The organism is Novosphingobium subterraneum (assembly GCF_000807925.1).
GTDB lineage: Bacteria > Pseudomonadota > Alphaproteobacteria > Sphingomonadales > Sphingomonadaceae > Novosphingobium > Novosphingobium subterraneum.
The window spans coordinates 87,609-105,296 of sequence record NZ_JRVC01000021.1 but is presented as its reverse complement, the minus strand read 5'-3'; the positions used below and the strand labels follow the sequence as shown (position 1 = coordinate 105,296).

General features: G+C 61.3%; 18 protein-coding genes. 2 read left to right on the top strand and 16 right to left on the bottom strand.

Annotated features, from left to right (window positions below):
* Nucleotides 1-81: 81 nt before the first annotated feature.
* Nucleotides 82-843, top strand: a complete 762-nt coding sequence (locus NJ75_RS18050) for a TonB-dependent receptor domain-containing protein (protein WP_082013455.1) — start codon at nt 82-84, stop codon at nt 841-843.
* Between the two features lie 190 nt (nt 844-1,033).
* On the opposite strand, the gene NJ75_RS18045 is transcribed toward NJ75_RS18050, so the two are convergent.
* Nucleotides 1,034-4,477, bottom strand: coding sequence for a pyruvate carboxylase (locus NJ75_RS18045; protein ID WP_039336988.1), 3,444 nt, complete (start codon nt 4,475-4,477; stop codon nt 1,034-1,036).
* A gap of 279 nt (nt 4,478-4,756) precedes the next feature.
* Here NJ75_RS18045 and NJ75_RS23875 point away from each other — a divergent pair, with 279 nt between their 5' ends.
* Nucleotides 4,757-4,840, top strand: coding sequence for a hypothetical protein (locus NJ75_RS23875; protein ID WP_230488003.1), 84 nt, complete (start codon nt 4,757-4,759; stop codon nt 4,838-4,840).
* A 93-nt stretch (nt 4,841-4,933) separates the two neighbouring features.
* On the opposite strand, the gene hcaB is transcribed toward NJ75_RS23875, so the two are convergent.
* The 15 genes from hcaB to NJ75_RS17970 all read right to left on the bottom strand — a co-directional run bounded on the left by hcaB (nt 4,934) and on the right by NJ75_RS17970 (nt 17,682).
* On the bottom strand, nt 4,934-5,734 hold the full coding sequence (gene hcaB, locus NJ75_RS18040; protein WP_039336986.1) for a 3-(cis-5,6-dihydroxycyclohexa-1,3-dien-1-yl)propanoate dehydrogenase: 801 nt from the start codon (nt 5,732-5,734) through the stop codon (nt 4,934-4,936).
* Nucleotides 5,735-5,765: 31 nt separating this feature from the next.
* Nucleotides 5,766-7,271, bottom strand: coding sequence for an aldehyde dehydrogenase family protein (locus NJ75_RS18035; protein ID WP_039336984.1), 1,506 nt, complete (start codon nt 7,269-7,271; stop codon nt 5,766-5,768).
* A gap of 19 nt (nt 7,272-7,290) precedes the next feature.
* The gene (locus tag NJ75_RS18030) at nt 7,291-7,572 is read right to left on the bottom strand and encodes a 2Fe-2S iron-sulfur cluster-binding protein (RefSeq protein ID WP_039336982.1); all 282 of its coding nucleotides are present in this window, start codon (nt 7,570-7,572) and stop codon (nt 7,291-7,293) included.
* Nucleotides 7,562-7,798, bottom strand: coding sequence for a 2-hydroxymuconate tautomerase (locus tag NJ75_RS18025; protein ID WP_039336980.1), 237 nt, complete (start codon nt 7,796-7,798; stop codon nt 7,562-7,564). The genes NJ75_RS18030 and NJ75_RS18025 overlap by 11 nt, the downstream gene beginning before the upstream one ends.
* Nucleotide 7,799: 1 nt before the next feature.
* Complete coding sequence (locus tag NJ75_RS18020; protein ID WP_039336978.1) at nt 7,800-8,570, bottom strand: 2-keto-4-pentenoate hydratase; 771 nt, start codon at nt 8,568-8,570, stop codon at nt 7,800-7,802.
* Between the two features lies 1 nt (nt 8,571).
* Nucleotides 8,572-9,603 (bottom strand): 4-hydroxy-2-oxovalerate aldolase, encoded by a 1,032-nt coding sequence (gene dmpG, locus NJ75_RS18015; protein ID WP_039336977.1) that lies wholly within the window; start codon nt 9,601-9,603, stop codon nt 8,572-8,574.
* Nucleotides 9,600-10,538 (bottom strand): acetaldehyde dehydrogenase (acetylating), encoded by a 939-nt coding sequence (locus NJ75_RS18010; protein WP_039336974.1) that lies wholly within the window; start codon nt 10,536-10,538, stop codon nt 9,600-9,602. The genes dmpG and NJ75_RS18010 overlap by 4 nt, the downstream gene beginning before the upstream one ends.
* Nucleotides 10,539-10,560: 22 nt before the next feature.
* Entirely contained in the window at nt 10,561-11,355 is a 795-nt protein-coding gene (locus tag NJ75_RS18005; protein ID WP_039336973.1) for a 2-keto-4-pentenoate hydratase, read from the bottom strand.
* Nucleotides 11,356-11,359: 4 nt separating this feature from the next.
* A complete protein-coding gene (locus NJ75_RS18000) occupies nt 11,360-12,844 on the bottom strand; it encodes a 2-hydroxymuconic semialdehyde dehydrogenase (RefSeq protein ID WP_011906647.1) in 1,485 nt (494 codons plus the stop codon).
* Between the two features lie 39 nt (nt 12,845-12,883).
* Entirely contained in the window at nt 12,884-13,315 is a 432-nt protein-coding gene (locus NJ75_RS17995; protein ID WP_010891019.1) for a GlcG/HbpS family heme-binding protein, read from the bottom strand.
* Between the two features lie 2 nt (nt 13,316-13,317).
* Entirely contained in the window at nt 13,318-14,241 is a 924-nt protein-coding gene (locus NJ75_RS17990) for a catechol 2,3-dioxygenase (protein ID WP_039336971.1), read from the bottom strand.
* A gap of 18 nt (nt 14,242-14,259) precedes the next feature.
* A complete protein-coding gene (locus NJ75_RS17985) occupies nt 14,260-15,111 on the bottom strand; it encodes an alpha/beta fold hydrolase (RefSeq protein ID WP_039337016.1) in 852 nt (283 codons plus the stop codon).
* Nucleotides 15,112-15,280: 169 nt separating this feature from the next.
* Nucleotides 15,281-15,886, bottom strand: coding sequence for a glutathione transferase GstA (gene gstA / locus NJ75_RS17980; protein ID WP_039336969.1), 606 nt, complete (start codon nt 15,884-15,886; stop codon nt 15,281-15,283).
* A 39-nt stretch (nt 15,887-15,925) separates the two neighbouring features.
* On the bottom strand, nt 15,926-16,405 hold the full coding sequence (locus NJ75_RS17975) for an aromatic-ring-hydroxylating dioxygenase subunit beta (RefSeq protein ID WP_039336967.1): 480 nt from the start codon (nt 16,403-16,405) through the stop codon (nt 15,926-15,928).
* The gene (locus tag NJ75_RS17970; protein WP_039336966.1) at nt 16,402-17,682 is read right to left on the bottom strand and encodes an aromatic ring-hydroxylating dioxygenase subunit alpha; all 1,281 of its coding nucleotides are present in this window, start codon (nt 17,680-17,682) and stop codon (nt 16,402-16,404) included. The genes NJ75_RS17975 and NJ75_RS17970 overlap by 4 nt, the downstream gene beginning before the upstream one ends.
* Nucleotides 17,683-17,688: the final 6 nt, after the last annotated feature.

The following is a 17,688-nucleotide window of genomic DNA, read 5'->3' as shown; positions in this document are numbered from 1 at the left end:
TGACGACCGGAGAAATGGCCCAACGATCAGGCTGCCCACACCTCAAACTGCGCGCGATCATCTCGGAATCCTGCGCGGACAATTCTCGGAACGCTGCGCGCGATCACCTCGGAATGCCGCGCGCGATCAAATCGGAACAGTGCGCGCGATGACCTCGGAATCCGCAAGCGCATCTTTCCCGCAGAGATTACGACACCGTCATTCACGCCGGAGTTCGTCGAATCCTACGAAATTGGCCTCAAAAACGAATTCTTCAACCGACGACTGCGCCTCAACATCGCGGCGTTCCTGTCCGACTACAGCGATATGCAGATCGTTGTTAATGAGGGAATCGCACCGAAGGTACGAAATGCGGGCACCGGCCGGATCAAGGGGTTCGAGGTCGAGGGCGAAGCGGCTCCAATCGATCAGGTTCAGTTGACCTTTGGTGTAGGTTATCTGGATGCCTATTACACCAACATCGACTTATCAGCCGCCCCCGTTACCAAGGATTCGAAATTTGCTTTCGTACCCAAGTGGACAGCTTCGGCAGCTATCAATGCGGATGTCTATGAAGGGCAAGCCGGGAAACTGACGCTTCGTGGTGACTGGTCCTATCAAAGCGGCACCTTCAAGGATGCGGTAAATAGCCCGCAATTGTTTCAGCCAGCATATAGCGTCTTTGGTGCGAGCGCGTCATTCACTGACAAAAGCGAACACTTCACCGTGACGGGCGGCGTCACCAACTTGACTGACAAACGATACATCCAAGGCGGATACGTCGATCTCGACATCGGCGGCGCCGCCACCGCAAGCTTCTCGCGTCCGCGCGAATGGTTCCTGAAGCTCGCCTACAAATATTAAGACCCTATACCCGAGGGCGGCGGCCCGCCGCCGCCCTCACCCTTGCCTCGACGGGCAAGGCCAGAACAGAATAACTCGGGAGAAATCCGATGGACGGCCTACGCTATTTTCTCATTCCGGTCATGACCTTGGCGGGCGTTATCGGATTCCTGCTCGGCGGCAGCTACGTCTGGTTGGGCGCGGCGACCTTCTAAGCGCTAACGATTCCAAGCAGCTGCTTTGCATCAACCAGATCGCCTGCCTTTACGAAGAGGCTCGAGACAACGCCTTCCGTCGCCGACAGGATCGCAGACTCCATTTTCATGGCTTCGATGGACATCAGCCTGTCACCCGGTTTGACCGGTTCGCCAACTTTTACGCAGATCGAGGAGATGAGGCCGGGCATGGGGGCAGCTACATGGGTTGGGTCTGCCTCATCCGCTATGCGGACGTCGACCCGGCCAATGTTGGCTACTTTTTCGACGATCGCTATGGTTCGCGGCTGCCCGTTGAGCTCAAAGAACAGCTTTCGCTCGCACTTCTCATTGAGCTCGCTCACGGCGATCAGGGCGATATTCAGCACCTTGCCAGGCTCGATCTCAACGGAAATCTGGTCTCCAGGACGCATGCCATAAAAATACGTGCTGGTTGGAAGCTTGGAGACAGGTCCATAGCGTGACTGCGACCGCAGGAAGCCAGCCGTGATTTCTGGGTACATCAGATAGCTTGCCAGCTCCCAAGAGCTGAGTGCCCTACCGCAGCTCGTTTTTGCCACGCTTTCAACCTGCTCAAGGTCTGCGGCTGGTAGCAGTTCGGACGGGCGTTCCGTGTATGGCTTCTCGTCCTTGAGGACAATCTTCTGAAGGTCCTTCGGAAAGCCACCCATTGGCTGACCGAGGTCGCCCTTCAGCATGGACTTCACCGATGCGGGGAAGGAAACCTCCCGGCGCCCAGAAAGAATGTCGTCGGGGGACACGTCCTGCGCAACCATCATCAGTGCCATGTCGCCGACGACCTTTGAAGAGGGCGTCACCTTGACGATATCGCCGAACATCAGGTTGGCATCATGATAGGCCTGCGCGACCTCGTGCCAACGCGTCTCGAGCCCCAGAGCCCGTGCTTGCTCGCGCAAGTTGGTGAACTGACCCCCGGGCATCTCATGTAAATAAACCTCTGAGGCGCCGCTTCTCAGATCACTCTCGAACGCCCGGTACTGTTCGCGGACTTGTTCCCAGTACGTGCTGATCCGCATGAGGCTGCCAGGGTCAAGGCCGGGATCACGTTCCCCAAACCTAAGGGCCGTAGCAACTGTGCCCAAACAGGGCTGCGAAGTGAGCCCAGACAGGCTGTCCATGGCTGCATCGATCGCGTCTACACCTGCCTCGGCCGCCGCGATCAAGGTCGCGGCAGCCCCCCCAGACGTGTCGTGTGTGTGCAGATGAATTGGTAGATCGGTCACGTCCCTGATCGCAGCAATGAGCAGCCGAGCCGCCTGCGGCGTGAGCAGTCCGGCCATGTCCTTGATTGCGAGCATATGGCAGCCGGCTCGATCCAGCTGGCTGGCCAGATCGACGTAGTACGAAATGCTGAACTTTGATCTCGCCGGATCAAGGATATTGCCGGTGTAACAGATCGCTCCCTCCGCGACCTTGCCACAGTCTGCAACGGCGTCGATTGCGACCCTCATGTTTTCGACCCAGTTGAAGCAGTCGAAGACTCTGAAGATATCGATGACGTTGGCAGCTTCACGAATGAACCGGCAAACGACGTTGTCGGGATAGTTGGTGTAGCCTACCGCGTTTGCCCCGCGGAGCAGCATCTGCGTCAGAACATTCGGGACCTTTTCCCTAATGCTCTGAATCCGATCCCAGGGATCTTCCTGCAGGAAGCGCATCGAAACATCGAAGGTCGCGCCGCCCCAGCATTCCAACGACAGCAGGTTGGGCAATGCCCGGGCGTAATCAGGTGCGATACGCTTCATGTCGTAGGTACGCATCCGTGTCGCCAGCAGCGACTGATGCGCATCCCGCATCGTCGTATCGGTGACCAGTACGCGCTCTTGTGCGCGGACCCACCGGGCAAAACCAGTCGGACCCATTTCCTCCAGGAGTTGCCGGGTGCCTGGCTGGATTTGTCCCTTCAGATTTAGCGGTTGTGGGCCTGCGCTGTCAGGCCTCGGCTGAGCCCTTCCTTTCACGTCAGGATGGCCATTGATTGAGACGTCGGCGATGTAGGTCAAAAGCTTGGTGGCTCGGTCGCGCCGCATTCGACCCGTGAGCAACTCCGGTCGCGTGTCGATGAACCGGGTGTTGTAATCGGCGTTTCGAAACGCAGCGTGGCTGAGCAGGTTTTCCAGGAAAGCCAGGTTGGTTGAAACGCCCCGGACTCGGTACTCGCGTACCGCCCTAAGCATTCGTGCGACCGCCTCCTGAGGGCTAGCCGACCATGCGATGATCTTCTCGAGGAGCGGATCGTAAAACCGAGTTACGATCGCACCTTCATAAGCCGTCCCCCCATCCACTCGGATGCCAGGCCCAAATGCCCCTCGGTAGGCGGTGATCCGGCCGTAGTCGGGGATGAAGTTGTTGTCAGGGTTCTCGGTCGTCACCCTGCATTGGATCGCGTGGCCATTTAAATGGATCGATGCTTGGTTGGGGATCCCTGTTTCGTGCACCGACCCGATCCGGCCGCCTTCGACGACTTTGATTTGAGCCTTCACGATGTCCAGCCCAGTGACGGCCTCAGTGATGGTATGCTCGACCTGAATCCGGGGATTGACCTCGATAAAGTAGAACTGGCCGGTGGATCGATCGACCAGAAATTCCACGGTGCCGGCATTGCTGTAGTCGACATGCCGACCAATCTTCAGCGCTGCGTCGCAGATTGCAGTGCGTTGGGCATCATCAAGATATGGCGCCGGAGCGCGCTCGACTACCTTCTGGTTGCGGCGCTGGATGGTGCAATCGCGCTCGAATAGATGGACGAGGTTCCCATGGAGATCGCCCAGCAGCTGGACCTCCACATGCCGTGCATCATCGATAAGCTTCTCAAGATAGACCTCATCCCTGCCAAACGCCGATTTGGCTTCGCGCCGGCCTTCCATAACCATGGGGATCAGCTGGCTGGGATCATGGATCGGACGCATGCCGCGTCCACCGCCACCCCAGCTTGCCTTCAGCATCAATGGAAAGCCGATCGACTGGGCAATCTTCATGATTGCATTGGAGTCGTCAGGGAGTGGAGGGCTCGCAGGTACAACTGGCACTCCGGCCGCCATGGCGATACCGCGAGCGGAAACCTTGTTACCCAATGATCGCATCACTGTAGGCTTCGGACCAATAAAGGCGATACCCGCAGCATCACATGCCTCAGCGAACTCGGGATTTTCCGAAAGTAGGCCATATCCTGGGTGAATCGCATCCACCTTGGTCTTGAGCGCAATATCGATGATGTCGTCAATGGCCAGATAGGCTTGGATTGGGCCCTTCGCCGGATCGAGGCAATAGGCCTCATCAGCCTTGAACCGGTGGAGCGACAGCTTGTCCTGATCAGCGTAGATCGCGACAGTATTGATATCGAGTTCGGTTGCGGCCCGAAAGACGCGGATTGCGATTTCGGAGCGGTTTGCAACCAGCAATTTGTTGATTTTCTTCATAGGATTGGTGCCGTGTTGAGTAGCGCTGAGAATTGACCCAGGTTCATCACTCAGAATTGACCTGGGTATTTATTGGTTATGATCTGAACGCCAGGGCCACGGTCAAGAGTTGGGTCCATCCTTGCGGGATTTGGGTCCGGCGGAGCTGGCTCTGAAGCGGAACCTGTCATTGCCTGTTTCGCCTCGTTTGCAGATTTAGACCACGGCGGCGACAACTGCGCGGTCATCGCCAAGCTGATGGAGAACTGCACGATCTCCGGCATCAACCAGCACGCGTGGCTGACCGACACTCTGGCTAAGCTGGCCAGCGGTCATCCAGCGAGCGCCCTCGGTGAGCTGATACCATGGACCACCGACACCTGAGAACACCGCTTACCTCGATCGCAGCAATCTCACTAAAAAAGACGGGTGCTTGACGAAGCAAGCACCCGCCAGGGTGGAGAGATCTCGGCCGCTTCAGCTTCCGGGCCGTTTGCCAACGCCGATTCCACCGTCGCTGAGCAAAACCGTTCCTGTCATGTAGGCCGAGTCCCGACGCGAGGCGAGCAAGGCATAGAGGCCGGAGTGATCATCCGGTTCGGCGATCCGCGCGAGCGGCGTCATCCCGGCAATCATCGCGTCGAGCCCTTCCATATCTTCCATGTGAACATCGGCTGTTCCACCCGCATGGGTACCGCCCAGCGGCGTTCGGGTGCCGCCTGGCGCCACGCCGTTGACCCTGACATCGGGGGTAAGTTCCCATGCCAGCTGGCGGATCAGACCAAGGACCGCGTGCTTCGATGCCACATAGGGCGTGCCACCGCCGCCGGTATAGAAGCTCGAGGTCGAGGCCGTGAAGATGATGCTGCCCTTGGTCTTCCTGAGTTCCGGGATTGCAGCGCGGGCACCGAAGAAGTAGCCCTTGACGTTGACCCCAAAAATCTCGTCCAACGTTTCGGAGAGCTTGTCCGGATCCATGTCCGCCAGCGGGGTCATGTAATCCCAGATGCCGACATTGCCGACAAACACGTCGAGCTTGCCGAAGGTAGCCACGGTCGCCGCAACCGCGTTCTGGTTGTCGGAATAGTTGCGGACATCGCCCTCAACCACGACTATTCCTTTGCCATGCCGCGTACGCACCAAGTCGGCTTGGGCGGCATCCCTGACCAGGACGCCTACCTTTGCACCTTCTTCGAGATAGCGGGCGACGACCGCCGCGCCGATCCCGGTGGCGCCGCCGGTCAGCAGCGCCACCTGTCCTTCGAGTCTTGCAGTCACATCGTTTCTCCCAATGATCGTTGCTTGCCGATCACTGATCGAACATTCCGGTGCGACCTTCCTGGAGATTGACCACCACCGACTTGGTCTGGGTGTAGTGATTCAGCACTTCATGGCTGAATTCGCGCCCGAAGCCGCTCTGCTTGTAGCCACCCAGCGGCATGTTGGCCTTGAGGTTGTAGTAACGGTTGATCCAAACCGTGCCGGTTTCGAGCTTGCGCGCAATCCGGTGGGCCCGGGCGATGTCCTTGGTCCAGACCCCGCCGGCCAGGCCGTAGGTCGTGTTGTTGGCCTGCGCCATCATGTCGTCTTCGTCGTTCCAGGTGATCACGCTGGTCACTGGACCGAAGATTTCCTCCTGCGCGATGCGCATGGTGTTCTTCACATTGGTGAAGATCGTCGGCTTGATAAAGTTGCCACCAGCCAGGTTGGCGGCATCCGAGCGGGTACCACCGGTAAGGACTTCCGCTCCTTCCTCGGTCGCGAGGCGAAGATAGCTTTCAACCTTGTCGAACTGCATCTTCGATGCCTGGGCGCCAAGCTGGGTGGCCATGTCGAGCGGATCGCCCTGGCGGATGCCTTCCAGCGCGGTCTTGAACTTGGCGAGGAACTCGTCCTGGATGGACTGGTGCAGGAACAGGCGCGAACCGGCCAGGCAGACTTCGCCCTTGTTGAGGACGGTCGACATGGTCGCGCTTTCGACCGCCGCGTCGATGTCGGCATCGCCGCACACGATGTGCGCCGACTTGCCGCCGAGTTCGAGCGTCTGCGGAATGATGTTGGCCGAGGCGTACTGGATGATCCGGCGCGCGGTGGCGACCGATCCGGTGAAGGCGACCTTGGCGACATCGGGGCTGGTAACCAGCGCCTCACCCACGTCGGCACCGTAGCCGGTGACTACGTTGATCACGCCCGGTGGCAGCAGATCGGCCATTTCCATGAAGAATTCGATCACCGAAAGGCAGACCGTCTCGGCCGGCTTGAGCACCACGGTGTTGCCCGAAGCCAGCGCAGGTGCGATCTTGCATGCCATCATCAGCATCGGCACGTTCCAGGGGATGATCTGCGCGCAGACGCCGAGCGGTTCGCGGTGAACGATGCCGACTGCGTCGGGATAATCGAGCGTCTGGCCGTGCAAGCCATAGGCGGCACCGGCGAACAGTTCGAACTGCCCGATCGTCTGCGGCATATCGAAATACATCGATTCGCGCATCGGCTTGCCGTTGTTGAGCGTTTCGAGGGTGGCATAATGCGAATGGCGGGCCTTCAGGCGGCGCGCGATTTCGATCAGGATGTCCTGACGCTCACCCGGCAGACTCTGCGACCACTTGGGGAACGCAGCCTTGGCGGCGGCAATCGCGCGTTCGATGTCCTTGGTGTTGCCCGCCTGAATCTTGGTCAGCACCTTACCCGTCGAGGGATTGACCAGATCGATGGTCTTGCCGCTGTCTCCGGCGATCCATTCGCCGCCGATGTAGTGGCCATATTCCGATTTGATTCCGTATTCGTTTTCTGCACTCTTCAACTGCGTAGCCATGACAATTCTCCCTTAAATCTCATCCAACTTCGATCAGCAGATCGTTCAACGGATAGAGCCGGCACGCCAGTGCGTAGCCCTGTGCCTGATCGGCGGCAGTTACCTTGGCCGTGCTCATCTTGCCGGTCCGATACTTACCCTCGACGACGCGGACCCGGCAGAAGCCACAGCCGCCGCCACGGCAGCCCACGCCGATTTCGTCCAGGCCGGATCGCTCCATCGCGAACAGTACGCGCTCCTCTTCGGAACAGGTGAACTGTGCGCCACCGACAATGCGGATCTGATGCGCTTCAGCTTTCATCCGACCAATCTTCTTCAACTTTCGATTGCGCTGTTGCAGTGGCCTTTGCGGCCAGACTCTGCCCACCGACCGCGAAATGTGCAGGCGCCATCTCCCGCAGGATCACCCTGACCGATTCGCGCGGCGCGCCGATCGCCTCGATCGCCGCGTTGGTCAGCGCCTGGATCAGCCGTTCCTTGGCTTCCGGAGCGCGCCCTTCGAGCAGGTTTACCTCGATGATCGGCATATCAGGCCTCCACCTGGAACATGACCGCGCCAAGATCTTGAACCGTGGTCCGCACGGTCTGGCCCGGGGCCAGGTTGGGTGCGGCAGTGATCCCGCCGGCCATGACTATATCGCCGGCGTTGATCTGCTCGCCCGCCTCCGCGACCAGCCTCGCCGCAGCAACCAGCGAGCGGATCGGGTGGCCGAGGATTGCCGCGGTCGATCCCACCTGGACCACCTCGCCGTCGATCTCGAGGATCACGCCGAGATTCGAAAAATCGATCCGTGGATCGTGCCAGGAGCCGATCACCAGCCCGGATGAGGAGGTGTTATCGGCGATCACGTCTTCCAGTGCGAACTTGAAGTTCTCGTACCGACTATCGATGATCTCCATGGCCGGAGCGATCGCTTCGACCGCGGCCAACGCCGCGGCAGCAGTAACCTTGCCGGCCAGCGGCGCCTTCATCAGAAAGGCCACCTCAGGTTCGACCCGGGGGTGAACATAGCGCGCGCGCGACAGGGCTGAGCCTTCCTCGACCAGCATGGCGTCGGTCAGCCGTCCCCAAGCCACTTCCTCTACGCCGACCTGCAGCATCTTGGCACGGCTGGTCAGCCCCATCTTGACGCCGATCCGCCGTTCGCCGCGCGCCAGGCGACGGTCGACCGAGAGTTTCTGCACCTGATAGGCCTCCGCGACCGTGAAAGCAGTGTCCACCGGCGTGATCTGCGGTGTCGCTGTGGACTCACGCGCGGCGGTGTCGAGCTTTTCGGCGTAATTTACGAGCCTGTCCATGTCAGTTTGCCCTGGCCTTGATCAGATCGAGCGCCACGTCGATGATCATGTCTTCCTGGCCGCCGACCATCCTGCGGTTGCCGAGTTCGACCAGAATCTCGCGGGTATCGATACCGTACTGCTCCGAAGCCTTCTCTGCGTGTCGCAGGAAGCTCGAATAGACCCCGGCATAGCCCAGGCTCAGCGTTTCGCGATCGACCCGCACCGGTCGGTCCTGCAGCGGGCGGATGATGTCGTCGGCCGCATCCATCAGCGCCATCACGTCGCAGCGGTGCTTCCAGCCCTTTCGGTTGGCCGCCGCGATAAACACCTCGAGCGGGGCGTTCCCCGCGCCCGCTCCCATGCCCGCGAGACTGGCGTCGATCCGCACCGCCCCGGCCTGCGCCGCGACGATCGAATTGGCCACGCCGAGCGACAGATTGTGGTGCGCGTGGATACCGCGCTGGGTTTCGGGCTTGAGCACCCGGTCATAGGCCTGGAGCCGCGCGGTCACGCCGTCCATATCGAGCGCGCCGCCGCTGTCGGTGACATAGACGCACTGCGCGCCATAGCTTTCCATCAACAGGGCCTGCTGGGCGAGCGCTTCGGGCTCGATCATGTGGCTCATCATCAGGAAGCCCGAAACGTCCATGCCCAGATCGCGAGCAATGCCAATGTGCTGCTTGCCGACATCGGCCTCGGTGCAATGGGTCGCGACCCGGACCGAACGGACACCCATCGAGTAGGCTCGCTTGAGTTCTTCTGCGGTGCCTATACCGGGCACCAGCAGCGTGGTCAGCACCGCGTTCTTGATGACATCGGCGGCGGCTTCGATCCAGTCCCAGTCGGTATGGGCACCGAAACCGTAGTTGAAGGTCGAACCGTTGAGGCCGTCGCCATGCGAGACTTCGATTGCATCGACGCCCGCGTCATCCAGCGCCTTGGCGATCGTGCGGACACTGTCGGTGCCGTACATGTGCAGGATGGCGTGCATCCCGTCGCGCAGGGTCACGTCCTGGATGTACAGCCGGTCGGATTCGGGATTGAAGGTCATGCGGGGATCTTTTCCATGTGGGTCTTGGCAAGGCTCTCGCCGGCAGCCTTGGCGGCGGCGGTCATGATGTCGAGATTGCCAGAATAGTTGGGCAGATAATCGCCCGCACCCTCGACTTCGAGGAACACGCTGGTCTTAAGACCTTCGAATTCGCCGTAACCGGGAATTTTGAGCGGGCGGTTCGAACCGAAGCGTTCGAACTGGACGTCCTGCTTGAGCCGGTAGCCCGGCACATAGGACTGGACTTTGGCGATCATCGCCAGGATCGAATCGCGAACCTTGTCCTCATCGACCATTTCGGACAGCGTGAAGATCGTATCTCGCATGATCATCGGCGGTTCGGCGGGATTGAGGATGATCACCGCCCTACCCTTTGCCGCGCCGCCGACGGTTTCGATCGCCCGGGCGGTGGTGCGGGTGAACTCGTCGATGTTGGCACGGGTGCCGGGACCAGCCGAGCGCGAGGAGACCGACGCGACGATTTCGGCATAGTGCACCTTGGCGACCTGCGAGACCGCCGCGACGATCGGGATCGTCGCCTGCCCGCCACAGGTCACCATGTTGATGTTGCGCACCGCGGCATCGACCGCCGGGTTGACCGGCGGAATGGTCGCCGGGCCGATCGCGGCCGGGGTAAGGTCGACCATCAGCTTGCCGTCACGGGCGAGGATTTCGTCGTGCGCCTTGTGCGCATAGGCCGAGGTCGCATCGAAGGCGATGCCGATATCGGCATATTGCGGCATCCGGCACAGGCCCTCGATTCCTTCGTGGGTCGTCGGGACGCCGCGTTCGCTGGCCATCGCCAGCCCTTCGGAGGCCGGATCGATCCCGACAACCGCCGCTAGCTCCAGCGTATCCGAACCCTTGAGCAGCTTGATCATCAGGTCGGTCCCGATATTGCCGGAGCCGATAATTGCGCACTTCATCTTGGCCATTTGACCAGCCTCCAATTTGAATTCAGTCAGCGGCGAACGCGGCGCGGACCGTTCCGAGTCCGTTGATCCGGGCTTCGACCACATCGCCGCGCGCAACCCCGGCCATCGGCCCGAGCGCGCCCGACAGGATTACATCGCCTTCGAGTAACGGACGCCCCGCTTTGGCCATCACCCGCGCCAGCCACAGCGAGGCGGTGATCGGGCTGCCCAGACAGGCAATCCCGGCACCGACCGAAATCGGTTCGCCTTTGACTTCCATGACCATGCCGCAGCTGCGCAGATCGAGCCCGTCGAGCTTGCGCGGCACCGCGCCGAGCACGAACAGCCCGCTCGAGGCGTTGTCAGCGATCGTGTCCCAGATCTTGATATCCCAATTGGCAACACGGCTGTCCACGATCTCGATCGCGGGAACGACATATTCGACCGCCCGAATCATCTCCGCTGTCGTCATGTCGGGGTGCGGCAGATCGCGGCCGACCACGATCGCGATCTCGGCCTCGACCTTGGGCTGGATCACCTGGTCGAGCGACACCGGAATGCCTTCGGGCACGTCCATGTCGGCGAACAGCATCCCGTAGTCTGGCTGGTCCACCCCGAGCTGGCGTTGCACCGCGAGCGAGGTCAGGCCGATCTTGCGGCCGACCAAGCGCCGGCCGTTGGCGAGGTAGAGCTTGGTGTTGGCTTCCTGCACGGCATAGGCTGCTTCAACGCCACCAGCCGAAATCAGGTCGCGGATCGGGCTGACCGGCTTCCCCGTTTCGGCCGCGCCGCGCAGCGCCAGGGCCGCTTGTTCGATAGTCTTGGGGTCGATTGTCATCGTCTTACAGCTTCACGCAAATGTTGGTGATCTCGGTGTAGAATTCGAGGCTGTGCACCCCGCCCTCGCGACCGATCCCGGAATGGCCTGACCCGCCGAAGGCGGTGCGCAGGTCGCGCAAGAACCAGGAATTGACCCAGCACACCCCCACGTCCATCGCCGCCGCCACGCGGTGTCCGCGGGACATGTTTTCGGTCCAGATCGAGGCGCACAGGCCGTAAACCGTATCGTTTGCAAGTGCGATCACCTCGTCCTCGCTGTCGAACGGCACGATACCGCAGCACGGTCCGAAGATTTCCTCGCGCATCACGGTATCGCCGTGGGCGACGTCGATCCACAGCGTCGGTTCCACGAAGAAGCCACCGGCTTCCGCACCCGAGATTTCGGGAACGCCGCCGCCGGTGACCACGGTGGCCCCGTCCTCGACCGCACGGCGATAGTAACCCAGCACTTTCTCGCGGTGCTCGGCGCTGATCAGCGGGCCGAGATAGGCGCGATCACCGGTCACGCCCGGCTTGAAGCCCTGCGCCGCCGCCGCCATCCGCGCCACGAAGGCGTCGAAGATCGGTCGTTCGACATAGACCCGCTCGGTTCCGAGGCAGACCTGCCCGGTGTTCAGGAAGACCGAGCGCGACAGACCCTCGACCGCCTTGTCGAGGTCGGCATCGGCGAACACAATCGCCGGGTTCTTGCCACCGAGTTCGAACGAAATGTCGCGAACGCCGATCGCGGCCTTCTGCATGATCGCCTGTCCGGTGCCGGTCTCGCCGGTGAAGGTGATGGCATCGACATCGGGGTTGGACGTGAGGAATTCGCCGGCCGAACCCGGACCGAATCCGTGGACGACGTTGTAGACACCCTTGGGCATGCCCACCGCGTTCATTACTTCACCCAGCAGGGCAGCAGTCCGAGGCGTTTCCTCCGAAGGCTTGACCACCACGGTATTGCCGCAGGCCAGCGCCGGGCCAACCTTCCAGGTCATCAGCAGCAGCGGGAAGTTCCATGGGCAGACCACCGCGACCACACCCTTGGGCTTGCGCACGGTATAGTTGAGCGCCTGGCCGCCATCGGGGGTCGATGTGTTGAAGCTTTCGCCCGGCATTGTCGAGACGACATCCGCGAACATGCGGAAGTTGGCGGCCCCGCGCGGAATGTCGATATGGGACGCGACATGGCGCGGCTTGCCGGTGTCGGCCACTTCGGCAGCCAGGAAATCATCCGCTCGGCGTTCGATCTCGGTCGCCACGGCGGCGATCAGCTTGACCCGCTCGGCCGTGGTCATCTTGCCCCATGGCCCGGTAAGCGCTGCCTTGGCCGCAGCCACGGCGTCTGCGACGTCGGCCTGGCTTGCTTCGTGCACAACCCCGATCGCGGTGCCGGTGGCCGGATTGACGTTGGGAAACGACTTACCCTCGCTACCTTTGCGATAGGAACCGTCAATGAAGTTCAGGATAGTTTCGGTGACCGGAGAGGAGGAAGTTGAGGTCATTGGTGCATAATACCTAAGTTGGCCGGAGGCCATGGTGCGTCAGAATTGCCTTGCGCCGATCGCAGCGAGACCGGCGTTGGCGTATTCGACGTCCATCGCTTCGCTCCCGCCGGAAACACCGATCGCACCGACGAATACACCGGCGATTTCGATCGGCAGGCCGCCGCCGAACATTGCTAATCCCGGCTGCGCGACGATTCCGTCGCGCAGGGCCGGATTGCCGGAAACCATCGCATAGAGATCCGGCGTCGGGACGCGGAAGCTGGCGGCGCTGTAAGCCTTATCTTGCGCGATCTTTGCGGATGGCGAAGGGGAGCCGCTGGCGCGGACGAACGCGACCAGATCTCCCCCGGCGCCGACCACCGCGGCAACGACCGGACAGCCCGCCGCCGCACCCGTGGCAACGGCGGCAGCCGCTGCCTTGAGCGCCAGTTCGTGGCCTACCGTCCGGACCGAAACCACCCCGTCCATGATCAGGTGTTCACCGTCATGAAGCGGTCGTTCAGCGCCTTCTCGTAGTAGAAGATCGCCTTGCCGGCGCTCTCTGCCTGCCACATGCGCTGCGGATTGTCGGGATAATAGATGTAACCGCCGCTGAAGGTTTCGTTGCGGTTACCCGAGGGATCGAAGAAGTAGATCGTCTGGCCGCGGGTGATCCCGTGACGCGTCGGCCCGATATCGAGCGAAATATCGTAGCGGCTGATGATGTCGGCTGCATGGCCGACGTCGTGCCAGGATTCGAGGTTGAAAGAGGTGTGGTGGATCTTGCCGTCTTCGGGATAACCGAGGAAGGCAACATCATGCGCCTTGTTGCTGCAGCTCAGGAAGATGCCGAGGCGCGTCCCACTGCCTTCATCGACCAGCTCCTCGGTAACCGAGAAATCCAGCGCATCGACGAAGATTTTTGCGGATGCGGAGATGTCCACGCCATTCAGTGCGCAGTGATCGAAGCGGGTGGCACGCATGCCGCGCGGTTCGACCACCCAGACATCGGGGTTCTTGACCGCCGGGCCGGTGGCCGACAGTTCCATTTCGGCGTAGAGTTCGAAAACATGCTGGGTCGGCGTGTTGAAGCGGATCTTGCGACCCACACCGGGGTCCGATCCGGCCGGGATCACATCGACATGCACGCCAATATCGAGCAGGCGCTCGGCAAAATGATCGAGGTCGGCATCCTTGGCGACTTTGAAGCCCATCACGTCCATGCCGGCCTGATCGGCCTCACGCAGGATGATGCTGTGACGATCGAATTCGTCGAACGCCTGGAAGAAGGCGCGGTCGCCGTCGCGATTGACGAAGTTCAGGCCAATCCGGTCGCGATAATGGGTAATGGCCTCATCGAGGTCGAGGACCCTGAGTTGCACATAACCGGGACGAATTACACCAGTTAGAGCCATGACGATTATCCTCTCCGATCAGGCCTTGAGGCCATTCTTAAAAAACTCGGCAACCATGCGGTTGAAGCTTGCCATCCGTTCGATCTGCACCCAGTGTCCGCATTCGGCGAAGAGGTGCAAGTCCGCACGCTTCATCAAACCGGCGAGTTTCACGGTTGAATCCAACGGGATCACCTGATCAGCGACGCCATGCAGGATCAGCGTTTCGTGCTCGAGTGCGGCGATGTCTTCTTCGCGGCTGGCGAGCATCGCTACATTGCGCTGGCGGTCGGCACCGCCGAAGGTGGCATTGTAGGGCTCATGCGCTTCGGGCCGGGCGCTGGCGACATAGCGCGACTGGATCAGATCCTCGGTCAGGCGGCTGTGATCCCAGGCAAGGTACTTGAGCGAATCGCGCATCGCCTCGACCGAGGGCTCATAGCCCCAGACCTTGTCGAGCGCCGGGGTGATTGGAAAGTTGAGCCCGGCCGGGCCCATCAGCACGGCGCGCTCAACCCGGTCGGGATGGGCAATCATGAACGCCAGCGTGATGCCGCCGCCGAACGAATTGCCGACCATCGAAACCTTGTCGATGCCCAGCCCGTCGAGAAAACCGGCCAGCTGATCGACCCAGATCTGCTTGTCCTCGATCCGGCCCTTGCTGTCCGAATAGCCGAAGCCGAACATGTCGGGCGCGATGACCCGGAAATCCTGGGCGAGAACCGGCATGTTCAGCCGCCAGTTGGCCCATGCAGTCACGCCTGGGCCCGATCCGTGGACCAGCAGCACCGGGGCGCCTTCGCCGACGTCGTGGTAATTGGTCGAACTTCCGCCGACAACCAGCGACCTACCGATTTCCGGAAGTGCCGTGTCCAAAGTCGAGCTTGCCATGGTAGCCATCCGATCCTTTCCCGCCTCGATGATTTTGTATTCGGCTGAGCCTGGACGCCGAATCGCCGTCTCTGTCGCCAGAGGCGTCGTTCATTGCACTATTTGAAACGCATTTGCAAATGAAGAACGACGTGGGCGACGGCGATCGCCGCCGCCCCGCGCCCTTCGATCAGATGAGACCTTCGGCCTGCAAGGCCGCCCCAACCGCAGGCCGCTGCGCAATCCGGCCGCAATAGGCGCCCAGCGCGGGATAGGCGCTCATGTCGATCCCGACATGGGCAGGCCAGCCCAGCATCACGAACAGATAGATGTCGGCGACGCTAAAATCGGCACCCGCATAGTGCTCTTTGCCGGCGAGATCCTTATCGAGCGCGACCAAGTGATTCTTGACTGCGGTCGTAGCGGCGGCCTTGGCTTCATCGCTGGTGCCGGGCGTAAACAGGGGCACGAAGGCCTTGTGGAATTCCGAACCCAGGAAGCTCAGCCGGCTGAGCAGGCGGTACCGGTCCATGGTGCCGTCGCGCGGCGCCAGGCCAGCCTCCGGCTTCTGGTCGGCGATGTAAAGCAGGATCGCGGGGTTTTCGGTCAGCGTTTCGCCGCTGTCGAGGGTCAAGGCCGGAACCTTGCCTGACGGATTGACCGCCAGAAAGTCCTCACCGGTCTCGACCTTTCGGGTCGCCAGATCGACCTTGACCGCATCGAAAGCGGCGCCGGCTTCGCGAAGCGCGATGTGCGGGGCGAGCGAGCAGGCGCCGGGGCTAATGAACAGCTTCATAGATAGTCTCCTTCAGGGATGCAGTGAAACAGGACCCGGTCAGATCGGGGTTGCGAGCAGGGTCGCTATGCGCAGCGTGTCGTAGATGCAGGTCCGGCTTTTCAGACGGACATGTCCGCCGCCCAGATCGAACCGGTCGACGTATTTGCCAGCATTGTAGATGCGGGTTTCACCATCGTTACGGGTCTGGAAAACGACGTAACTGGCTTCTGCGGAGACCTCGTCGCCTTCCACGCCGGTGATCACAGCGCGCCCGATCAGATGGCGGTTGAAATGTTCGGGAAATACGTTGGCCTTGCGCAGCGCAACCACGCGGTCAACCAGCATCCCTTTGCTGTCGCAATACATCACTGCTGCGGGCAAGCCGTTATCGACATTCTCGCGCGCGATCACCTGGTACAGGCAATCGTCCACGAACAGGTCGGGCCACTGCTCGAGCCGGTCGTCGTCGAGGCACAGACCATAGGCGGCGTTGAAATCGTCGATCGCGCTCTGCACTTTGTCCGCAGGGGCGCTCATGCGCGGCCCTCCACCGCGAGATCGGCCAGGGCATTGCCCATCAGCCCGAGATAGCCCTTCCAGAAACCGCGCACGGAATTTTCATCCATGCCCATCGGCGCGTAGGAGGGTCGGACATCGTCCCCGCCCATCTCGACAAAACTGCGCTTGCCTTCGGCACCGATCGTGCCCTGCTGGCATAGTTCGACAGCCTCGCCGTCCTCCATCGAGATTAGCCCCGACGGCCCAACCAGATTGAGGTTGCGCAGGCGGTGGCGGGTCGTCTCCTCGTCATCGTCGGCATAGCCGAAATAGGTCCAGACCAGCTCGGTCTTGTCGGTGCCGTGGGGCACGATCTGCCTTGTCGCGAGGGTGTTCTGAATCTGCTGGACGACCACCGACGGGAAGATCGACTGGATGTGCAGCCCGACATCGTCAGCGATCTCAGGGCGGAATGCCAGCAGGCGCTCGTCCTGCAGCTTGGCCTCACCCTGCATCTCGCGGTTGGCCTCGTCACCGAAAGAGCCGTAGTCGACATCGCCCTTGGGCTTCGAGACGGTAAAGACGGTGTGGTAGCCTTCGTCCGAAACCAGCCCTGCGCTTTCCTGGCTCTGGCGGTAGATGCCGAAAGTCGGATAGAACAGGTGCAACAGACCGCCGTGGTAGCTGTCACGACTGTTTTCCGAATAGAGCTTCCAGTTGCCGGCCATCAACTGCCGCGCATAGCCCAGCACCTTGACCGGGCGCTGGAAGACACGCTGAATGTATTTGCGCATCACTGGACCCAGAAAGTCCTCGAGCGGGGCGATGGACGGGTTGAAGGTGCCGAACACGAGACCGCCGAATGTCTCGACACGCAACCGCTCCAGCGAATGCTCGGCCATATTGAATTCCGTCGAATAGCCGCCCACGCCTTTCAGCCCCCGCCGGAACGGCACGCCGACAAGCGCACCGGTCGCGTCGTAGGCCCACTGGTGATAGACGCAGACGAACGCCCCGTCGGCCTGGTTGCCGCGCAGCGAGCGGCACACGGTCGCGCCCTTGTGGGCGCAGCGGTTGACCCAGGCGTGGATCGAACCGTCCGCCGCGCGCGTCACCACCACTGGGGTGTTGCCGACATGGGTCGAACGGAAATCGCCGCTGTTGGCCAGCTCGGCTTCGAGGCCAAGATAGCACCAGGTCTGTCCGCGAAAGATGTTTTCCTGTTCGGCCGTGAAGATCGCCTGGCTGTGATAGACTGCGTAATCAACCGCAGTCGGCTCCGACCCGGCGGCGACGGGCATGGTTTCGGCGTTCATGGTCTT